This window comes from Streptomyces johnsoniae (assembly GCF_031845565.1).
Lineage (GTDB): Bacteria > Actinomycetota > Actinomycetes > Streptomycetales > Streptomycetaceae > Streptomyces > Streptomyces johnsoniae.
In genome coordinates, this window is the sequence record NZ_JAVREV010000100.1 from 1 (window position 1) to 388 (window position 388).

Below are 388 nucleotides of genomic sequence, written 5' to 3' on the forward strand. Positions count from 1 at the left end.
TCGCGTACAGCTTCGGGCTTGAGGGCCCGGCGTTGACGGTGGACACGGCGTGTTCCTCGTCGCTGGTGGCGCTGCATCTGGCGGCGCAGTCGCTGCGGAACGGCGAGTGCTCGATGGCGCTGGCCGGCGGCGTGACCGTGCTCTCCTCGCCCGCACTGTTCGTGGAGTTCAGCCGTCAGCGCGGGCTGTCCCCCGACGGCCGGTGCAAGGCGTTCGGGGCGGAGGCGGACGGCGCCGGGTTCTCCGAGGGGGTTGGCGTACTGCTGTTGGAGCGGTTGTCGGATGCGCGGCGGAACGGTCATCGGGTGCTGGCGGTGGTGCGGGGTTCTGCGGTGAATCAGGACGGTGCGAGCAATGGGCTGACGGCGCCGAACGGTCCGGCGCAGCA

The 388-nt window shown here is 71.1% G+C and carries 1 protein-coding gene; it reads left to right on the forward strand.

The features are described 5' to 3' along the window. A partial coding sequence (locus RM779_RS33465; protein WP_311621559.1) for a beta-ketoacyl synthase N-terminal-like domain-containing protein occupies positions 1–388 on the forward strand: 388 nt, incomplete at both ends.